Annotated in this window: 8 protein-coding genes; 6 read left to right on the top strand and 2 right to left on the bottom strand. The window is 66.4% G+C overall.

Features of this window, described 5'->3' with window-relative positions; genetic code table 11:
• Nucleotides 1-368 precede the first annotated feature (368 nt).
• The 5 genes from GXP39_17955 (at nucleotide 369) to GXP39_17975 (ending at nucleotide 5,368) form a co-directional block, all read left to right on the top strand.
• Entirely contained in the window at nucleotides 369-1,046 is a 678-nt protein-coding gene (locus GXP39_17955) for a response regulator transcription factor (protein NOZ29917.1), read from the top strand.
• A 28-nt stretch (nucleotides 1,047-1,074) separates the two neighbouring features.
• Nucleotides 1,075-2,505, top strand: a complete 1,431-nt coding sequence (locus GXP39_17960; GenBank protein NOZ29918.1) for a HAMP domain-containing protein — start codon at nucleotides 1,075-1,077, stop codon at nucleotides 2,503-2,505.
• Nucleotides 2,506-2,560: 55 nt separating this feature from the next.
• Nucleotides 2,561-3,628, top strand: a complete 1,068-nt coding sequence (locus GXP39_17965; protein ID NOZ29919.1) for a Gfo/Idh/MocA family oxidoreductase — start codon at nucleotides 2,561-2,563, stop codon at nucleotides 3,626-3,628.
• A gap of 64 nt (nucleotides 3,629-3,692) precedes the next feature.
• Nucleotides 3,693-4,862: a class I SAM-dependent methyltransferase gene (locus tag GXP39_17970; protein ID NOZ29920.1), complete on the top strand. Its 1,170-nt coding sequence runs from the start codon at nucleotides 3,693-3,695 to the stop codon at nucleotides 4,860-4,862.
• The gene (locus GXP39_17975; GenBank protein NOZ29921.1) at nucleotides 4,859-5,368 is read left to right on the top strand and encodes a CinA family protein; all 510 of its coding nucleotides are present in this window, start codon (nucleotides 4,859-4,861) and stop codon (nucleotides 5,366-5,368) included. Before GXP39_17970 ends, GXP39_17975 begins: the two co-directional genes overlap by 4 nt.
• 53 nt (nucleotides 5,369-5,421) lie before the next feature.
• On the opposite strand, the gene GXP39_17980 is transcribed toward GXP39_17975, so the two are convergent.
• Nucleotides 5,422-6,135, bottom strand: a complete 714-nt coding sequence (locus tag GXP39_17980) for an HAD-IA family hydrolase (GenBank protein ID NOZ29922.1) — start codon at nucleotides 6,133-6,135, stop codon at nucleotides 5,422-5,424.
• A 23-nt stretch (nucleotides 6,136-6,158) separates the two neighbouring features.
• On the opposite strand from GXP39_17980, the gene GXP39_17985 reads away from it, so the two are divergent.
• On the top strand, nucleotides 6,159-6,425 hold the full coding sequence (locus tag GXP39_17985; protein ID NOZ29923.1) for a hypothetical protein: 267 nt from the start codon (nucleotides 6,159-6,161) through the stop codon (nucleotides 6,423-6,425).
• 11 nt (nucleotides 6,426-6,436) lie between these two features.
• On the opposite strand, the gene GXP39_17990 is transcribed toward GXP39_17985, so the two are convergent.
• Nucleotides 6,437-8,671, bottom strand: coding sequence for a UvrD-helicase domain-containing protein (locus tag GXP39_17990; GenBank protein NOZ29924.1), 2,235 nt, complete (start codon nucleotides 8,669-8,671; stop codon nucleotides 6,437-6,439).
• Nucleotides 8,672-8,940: the final 269 nt, after the last annotated feature.

The raw sequence follows: 8,940 nt of genomic DNA on the forward strand, positions 1-8,940 counted from the left end.
GGGGTTTGGTTCTTTACTTTCTCTACTTTACCCAAGGCGTTCCCTTTTGACTAGTCCCTTCTCCAAAAAGCCAAACTTCAGGGAGGGGCTACCGCCCCTCCGAAGAAATCTATCTTCAGCCCCTCACCTACCCCATGGGGCCGGAGGCCACCGGCCAAAGCCCCAACCAGGCAGGGAAAAGGCGAGAACAAGAGTTTTTCTGCGGAGGGGGCTTCTCCTCCGCACCATCGCTGAAGGCTTGCGATGGACATCGCGAATCGTCTCGTGGAATTTGCACCTTCTTGGATACATTACCGTATGCGTTCCCGCATTGCACGCAGGCCCTCACGCGCTTATAATTATGCGAAACCCAATTGCGGCAGGTGCGTATGGCAGGACACGTGCTCATCATCGAGGACGAGGCCAACATCGCAGACTTTCTGCGTCGGGGGCTGCTCTACGAGGGATACAGCGTCGAGGTGGCCCCGGATGGGGAGACGGGGCTGGCCGCGGCGCGCGATCGTCCCCCCGACATCGTGATCCTGGACCTGATGTTGCCCGGCATCGACGGAATGGAGGTCTGCCGGCGGCTGCGCGCGGCGTCCGACGTGCCTATCCTGATGCTGACGGCCAAGGACGCCGTGCCCGATCGGGTCGCCGGGTTGGATGCCGGCGCGGACGATTACCTGGTCAAGCCCTTCGACTTCGAGGAGCTGCTCGCCCGGCTGCGCGCCATCTTGCGGCGCCGAGCCCCTTCGCCCGAACAGGAGATCCTGCGATTCGCCGACCTGACGCTGAATCCCGCCACGCGCGAGGTGTGGCGAGGAAACCGGGCCATCGATCTGACGGCCAAGGAGTTCGACGTCCTGGAGCTGTTCATGCGCCATCCCCGTCAGGTGCTCACCCGGGACATCCTTTACGAGCGCATCTGGGGATACGACTTCAGCGGCGAGTCCAACATCATCGAGGTGTACATTCGCTACCTGCGCACCAAGCTGGAGGCGGGCGGGGAGCCTCGGCTTCTGCACACGGTGCGCGGCGTCGGCTATGTGTTGCGCGAACCCTAGCGGCTTTGCCTCAGGGCGGTGAATCCGAATGCCCATCCGAATCCGTTTGACGCTTTGGTATACCGGCCTCCTGGCGGTCATCCTCTTCGTCCTGGGCCTGGGCGTCTACTCCTTCCTCCGCCAGGCGCTCATCGCGGAGATCGATAACACCATCCGTAGCCACGCGGATGGCGTCGTCGCCCTCTTCAACGAGGAGAACGATCCCCTCACGGTGCTCATCTCCGGGCGGGCGCGCATCCCCGCCATCGACGTCTTCGCCTCCCAGGTGTACGTGCAGATCCGGGGGCGCGATGGGCATGTCGTCCAGCGCTCCACGAACCTGGGCGAATTCACGCTCCCCGGCCGGGAGGACGTCTTTCGGGCCAGCCTGGCCGGACAGGCCGTGACCTATGAGGCGAGGGAGGGGGAACGACACATCCGCATCTACAGCGCCCCCATCCGGCTGCGCAGCGGCCAGATCATCGGCGTCGTCGAGGTGGGGCAGAGCATGGAGGGCCTGGACGCGACGCTGCGCACCCTGCGCCTGGCGCTCATCATCGGCTCCGGGGCCGGGCTGCTCCTGGCCGCGCTGGTGGGCGCTTTCCTCGCCCGGGCGGCCCTGCGTCCCGTGGACGAGATCACCCGAACGGCTCGCCAGATCGCGATGGGACACGGGCCCGAGGAGCTGGAACGTCGTCTGCAGATCCAGCAGCCCAACGACGAAGTGGGACGGCTGGCCTCCACCTTCAATGAGATGCTGGAGCGGCTGGAGCGGCTCTTCCAGATGCAACAACAGCTGGTGGCCGATGTCTCCCACGAGCTGCGGACCCCCCTGACCACGCTACGCGGCAACCTGGACCTGCTGCGCCGCGGCGCCGTCGACGATCCCCAGATGCGAGAGGAGGCCATCGTCGCTATGGAGGCCGAGGTGAGCCGCATGAGTCGTCTGCTGTCCGATCTCCTGCTGCTGGCGCAGGCGGACGCGGGTATCCAGCTCCAGCTGGAGCCGGTGGAGATGGACACGCTCCTGTTGGAGGTCTACCGGCAGGCGCTGATGATGGCAGGCGGCCGCGTGAAGGTCCACCTGGGGCACGAGGATCAGGCGTTGGTGATGGGGGACGCCGACCGGCTACGCCAGCTCCTGCTCAACCTGGTGGACAACGCGATCAAGTACACCCCGCCCGGGGGAGAGGTGACGCTCTCGTTGGTCCGAGAGCCGGGCTGGGTCCGGGTAACGGTAGCGGACACCGGGATCGGCATCGCCCCCGAGGATCTGCCCCATATCTTCGATCGATTCTATCGGGCGGATAAAGCGCGCAGCCGGGCCATGGGCGGCACGGGACTGGGCCTCTCCATCGTCCAATGGATCGCCCAGGCGCACGGCGGGCAGATCACCGTGGAGAGCCGCCCCGGCGAGGGGAGCAAGTTCACCCTGTGGCTCCCCGCGCACTCCGCCCGTTCACCCTCCGCCGCGTCATAAGCTGAGAAGCAACGCCGTTTCATCTCGGCCTTGAGCCGTTAAAGCGGGTGAGGACATGACAGATAAACTGAGAGTAGGGGTCATCGGTTGCGGGGCGGGGCGTTTCCACGCGCGGGGATATGCCCGTCTCCCTGAGGTGGAGCTCGTGGCGCTGGCCGACGTGAACCCGGAGCGGTTCCGTCGCATCACCGACGAGATCCCGGTGCCTCATCTGTATACATCCTATGAGGAGTTGCTCGCCCGGGATGACATCGATGCGGTGAGCATCGCGCTGCCCAACTTCCTGCACGCGCCGGCGACCCTGGCCGCGCTGGAGGCGGGCAAGCACGTCCTCGTTGAGAAGCCGCTGGCTACGACCGTCGAGGATGGGGAGAAGATGGTGGAGACGGCCCACCGCACCGGCCGCAAGCTGATGATCTGCTTCAACTACCGTTTCCGAGGGGACAGCCAGGTCATCAAGCGTCAGATCGGGGCCGGGCGGCTGGGTGACATCTACTTCGCCCGGGCGGGGTGGCTGCGCCAGAGCGGCATCCCCGGCATCGGGAGTTGGTTCACCGATAAGGAGCGCTCCGGCGGCGGCCCGCTCATGGACCTGGGCGTCCACGTGTTGGACCTGGCCCTGTGGCTCATGGGATCGCCGGAGCCCGTAGCGGTCAGCGGCGCCACGTACGCCGCGCTCGGCCCGCGCGGCCGCGGCAGTTGGCGATTTGCCCGCTTCGAGCCAGGCTCCGATGGCTTCACCGTCGAGGACATGGCCACCGGCTACGTCCGCTTCGCCAATGGCGCCACCCTCTCGCTGGAGGTGAGCTGGGCCAGCTATACCCGCCACCCCGATGACTACTACGTGCATCTCTTCGGCACCGAGGGCGGCGCCGAGTTGAACGTGCATCAGTACAGTTTCACGGACACCGTGCGGCTGTTCGGCGAGGCCGAGGGCGCCTTCATGGAGATGAAGCCCCAGTATACCCAGGGGGGCGGGCACGAGACGCTGATCGAGGAGTTCGTGCGCTGCATCCTGGAGGACCGGGATCCCTCGCCTAGCGGCGAGGATGGGCTGCGCGTGTTGCGCATCGTGGACGCCCTGTACCGATCGGCCGAGGCCGGGCACGAGGTCACTATCTAACAGGGATGGGGAGGGGCGATTCATGAATTGCCCCTCCCTTGTCTGATGATCCATGCACGAGGCAATCACTCTGGAGACGCTGGACTTCCTCCTGAGCGAGCGCGGCGCAGCTGTCCTGGAGGCGCTCAAGCCCGACGACCTGCACGACCGAGCGGTCCTGGGCACCCTCACCCGGCTGCGCCGCTCCTGCTCACCTCAGGAGGCCGCCGCGGCCGTGGCGCTGGCCCGGCTGCGCCTGCGCGCGAGGGCCAAGTTCCCCCGGGCCGCCGAGATGTTCTTCACCGAGGAGGCGCTCCAGCAGGCGTCGGGCGAGACGATCAGCCGGTACCGCGCCCGACGGTACGCCGCCTTCGACCGCGTCGCCGACCTGGGCTGCGGCATCGGCGGGGACACCATCGGGCTGGCCACCGCCGGCCACGAGGTGATCGCGGTGGACCGCGATCTACTGCGCGCCCGCCTGGCCCGGGCCAATGCCCGCGTCCTCGGGCTGGGCGAGCGAGTGCACATCGTCTGCGCGGACCTGCGTCAGCAATGGTGGGGCACGTCCGCCGCATTCGTCGATCCCTCACGCCGCGTGGGAGGGCGACGCGTCTTCTCGATCTACGAGATGGAGCCTCCCCTGCCGGATATCCTCGCCCTGCGCGACCGGACCCCACACATGGGCGTGAAGGTCCACCCGGGCGTGGATGATCTGGGGCTTCCCTCTGACTGCGAGGTGGAGTTCATCTCCGAAGGCGGGACCTGCAAGGAGGCGGTGCTCTGGTTCGGGGATCTGTCCACCGGGGTGCCGCGGCGGGCCACCCTCCTCCCGGGCGAGCATACGCTGGCCTGGGAGCCGGTGGAGCCCGTGCCGGTGGGTCCGCCGGGCGCCTATCTCTACGAGCCGGACCCGGCCGTCATTCGGGCCCATGTGGTCGAGCATCTGGCCTGGCGGATCGGCGCCCGCAAGCTGGACGAGGAGATCGCCTACCTGACGGGCGACCGCGCCATACAGACCCCCTTCGCCCGTTGCTACCCCGTCTGGGAGGCGTTGCCCTTCAACCTCAAGGAGCTCAACCGGCGGCTGCGGGCGCTGGGCGTCGGCAGCGTGGTCGTGAAGAAGCGCGGCTCGGCGGTGGACCCAGAGGCGTTCCGCCGTCGCTTGAAGACGGTTCCGGGAGGCCGGTCGGCGGTGGTCGTCCTGACGCAGGCGGCCGGCCGGCCCATCATGCTGATCTGCGGAGAGGCGCTGTGAGTGAACACGACACGGCAAGGGATCTGGCGGAGGCGGTAGGGCGATTATTGCGAGCGCAGGGCAAGTGGGTGGCGCTGGCCGAATCGTGCACGGGGGGCCTCGTCGGACACCTCATCACGAACGTGCCGGGGAGCTCCGATTACTTCTGGGGCAGCGCCGTGACATATGCCTACGAGGCCAAGGAGCGCGTGTTGGGCGTGCGGCATGAGACGCTGATGGAGTACGGCGCCGTGAGCCCGGAGACGGCCCGGGAGATGGCTCAGGGCGTGCGTCGGCTCTCCGGCGCAGACGTGGCTGTGTCCGTGACGGGGATCGCGGGACCGGGCGGCGGCGGCCCCGGCAAGCCGGTGGGGCTGGTCTATCTCCACCTCTCGGCGCCGGATGCGGAATGGGGCGAGCGGCACGTGTGGTCGTTCGATCGCGAGGGGAACAAACTGGCCTCGGCGGAGGCCGCGCTGCGCCTACTCCTGCGCTACCTGGAACGCGCAACCCAGGGGCAGGTCTGAGACCTGCCCTAGAAGCCTGGGCACCAGGATTTCGGGCGAAGCCAGCCCATCATTCAGACACGCTCCAACAGGTCCGGCAATTCCGTCAGCGAGCGGATGACGGGGACTTCCGCTCCATCATACAGGCCGTGGCGGTCGATGAGCACGGCGGTGATGCCGATCTGCTGGGCGCCGCGCACGTCGGCCTCCGGATTGTCGCCCACATGAGCGACGCGCTCCGGCGGGGCCTGCGCCTGGTCCAGGGCAGCCTGGAAGATCGCCGGATGGGGCTTCTCGGCGCCTACCCGGGCGGACACCACGATGAAGTCCACGTACCGATCCAGACCCAGCGCCCGACACAGGTCGGGCAGATACCAGTCCCAGTTGGAGACGATGCCCAGCCGGTAGTCCCGGGCGCGCAACTGCTCCAGGGCCTTCGGGACATCCGGGTAGAGGCGGTAGGTGCTCGGATCGCGAGTGATCTCCACCAGCTTGCGCACCAGGCGATCCAGCAGCGCCTCGTCATCATATCCCAGCCGGGCCAGGATACGGCGCTCGATCTCGCGACGTCGCGCCAGGGACTGCCCCTCCTCGGCCGGGAAGGTGAGCGGCAATCTGGGGGCATCCTCCGTCCATACGGCGTAGGCGGCCATCGCCAGTCGTTCAGGGTCCACGCGGACCCCTGCCTCGGCATACGCCTTCCGATAGAACGCGCCCCAATCCGGCCAGGCGTGGATAAGGGTCTCGGCGAAGTCCAGGCAGATCACATCATATCGGGAACCACACATCAGCATCCTCGGGAGATGACACCATGAGTGAAGAACGGTGGATCGGCGAGCCGGTGATGGTACAGGCCCGCTTCCTGCCCGATGGACGGGTCGTGCCGACCGCCTTCATCTGGGAGGGCCGCACCCGTTACGTGAGCTCGGTCGGTCGTCAGTGGACCGAGGACGAGAACCCTTCAAAGCGACATTTCCTGGTCCAGACCGCGGCTTTCGACACCTTCGAGTTGGTGTTGGACACCGAGAACCTGAGCTGGCGTCTGGCGCGGGCATGGATCCGTCCCGCCACCGCGTAGCCTGAAAGCCCTCACCTTCGGGACAATCTCCCCAGCCGGGCGAAGGAAGCCAGCAGCTTCTTGACGCCGCGCCCGTCGAACGCGACCGTCACCTCTTCATCGTCGCCGGTAACCTGAGAGCTGACCACCACCCCCTCGCCGAACAGCTTGTGCCGCACCCGATCGCCGGGCGAAAACTGTGGCGGACGGGGCTCCTGGACCTCGTCCGGCTCAACCGTCTGGGAGGAGATCTCCCACGTGATCTCCCTCCGGAGGGCGGCGCGTGCGGCCGCTTGGCGCTCCCGCACGTTACGACCTTCGATCAGCGAGAGCGGGATATCGTCCAGGAAGCGCGAGCGCTGGCTCACCTCGTCCGAGCCGTAGACGCGACGGCGGAAGGCGTGGGTCAGGAATAGATACTCCTTGGCGCGGGTGATCCCCACATAGAACAGCCGCCGTTCCTCCTCCATCTCCTCCGGGTCGTCCAGCGAGCGAGAGTGCGGAAGCAGCCCCTCCTCCAATCCAGTGATGAACACGGCCCCGAACTCCAGCCCCTTGGCCATGTGCAACGTGAGCAAGGTGGGCGCGTTGGCCTCCTCCGGCAGAGCGTCCACGTCGGACACCAGCGCCACCTCCTGCAGGAACGCCCCCAACGCATCGGGCTCCTCATCCTCGGCGGGGAGCACGTCGCTCACATCGGGCACGAACTCATCGTACTGAGAGGCCACGTTGCGAAGCTCCTGGACGTTGGCCCAGCGTTCCTCCCCCTCTTCCGTGCCATCCCGGATGTAATCCACGTATCCCGACTCCCGCAGCACGCGATCCAGCAACTGGGCTGGCGTCAGCTCCCGCCGCGCCGCGATCCATCCCTCCAATAGGTCCAGAAAGCGAAGCAGCGCTTTCTGAGCGCGAGAGGCAAAGGGGCTGCGCTCGCTCTCCCGCATCCGGCGCAGCGCGGCCACTTGAGATACGCCCATCTCCTGCGCCCACGCGGCCAGCTTCGCCACCGTCTTCTGCCCGATCCCGCGCGGGGGCACGTTGATGATGCGTCCCAGGCTGACGTCATCGTCGGGATTATAGATCAGCCGCAGGTACGCCAGCAGATCCTTGATCTCTCGCCGCTCGTAGAAGCGTGTGGCCCCCACCAGGCGGTATGGCATGCCCGCGTTCACGAACGCGTCCTCCAACGCCCGAGACTGCGCGTTGGTGCGGTACATCACCGCGCAGTCGCCCAGGCGAAGCTTCCCCTCCCCCACCAGCCGGCGGATCTGCTCGACCACATAAGCGGCCTCGTCGCTCTCATTGTAGGCCTCGTAGACGGTGATGTAGGGCCCTTCCTTCCGGTCGGTGTGGAGCCGCTTGGGCGTGCGATGCAGGTTGTGGGCGATCACCGCGTTGGCGGCGTCCAGGATGATCTGAGTGGAGCGGTAGTTCTTCTCCAACAGACAGACCTGAGCCTCGGGGAAGTCCTGCCGGAACCGCTGGATGTTCCGATAGTCCGCACCCCGAAACCGATAAATGGACTGGTCCTCGTCCCCGACGACGAACAGATTCCGCCATCGGCCCGACAGCAACTTGACCAACTCGTACTGGGCGCTGTTGGTGTCCTGGAACTCGTCCACCAGGATGTGCCGATAGCGCTCCTGATAGCGCTCGAGCACGGCGGGCTCCTGGCGGAAGAGGACGACGGCCTGCATGAGCAGATCGTCGAAGTCCAGGGCGTTGTTGGCCTGCATGATCTCCTGATAGCGCCGATACACCCGGCCGGCGATCTCCTCCCAGTACGTGCGCGCCTCGTATTTCCCCGGCGGGATAAGCTCGTTCTTGGCGCGGGAGATCAGCGAGCGCATGGACTGAGGGCGGTATTGCTTGTCGTTCAGGTTCAGATCCTTCAACGCCTGCCGAATGACCGAGAGCCGATCGGCGTCGTCGAAGATGGTGAAGCTGGGATCGAGGCCGATATGTTGGGCCTCGCGACGCAGGATGCGCACACAGATGGCGTGAAAAGTGCCCAGGGTGAGGCCGCGCAGCCGCCCGCCCAGCAACGCCTCCGTGCGGTTGCGCATCTCCCGGGCGGCCTTGTTGGTGAACGTCACGGCCATGATGTGCCATGGGGCGACGCCGCGCTCCCCCACCAGCCAGGCGATCCGATGCGTGAGCACGCGCGTCTTCCCGGAGCCCGGCCCCGCCAGGACCAGCACCGGCCCATCGCCGGCCGTCACAGCCGCGCGCTGCTGATCGTTCAGAGAATGCAATAGATGGTCCATACGTCCGTCGCAAGAGCCGATGAATGTACTCCCCAAGTTGGCATTGTATCATCGATCCATTGGGGCGGCCAATCGCCATCCCCATTGGTATCAAATTAAGCGTACAGAAGCGTGGCCCCGCATCTCCGGGATGGCTCGGAGGGGCGGAAGCCCCTCCGAAGAAATCGATTTTCAGCCCCTCACCTGCCCCGTGGGGCCGGAGGCCACCGGCCAAGGCCCCAACCAGGCAGGGAAAAGGCGAGAAAAAGAGTTTTTCTGCGGAGGGGCTT

Source organism: Chloroflexota bacterium (genome assembly GCA_013152435.1).
GTDB lineage: Bacteria > Chloroflexota > Anaerolineae > DUEN01 > DUEN01 > DUEN01.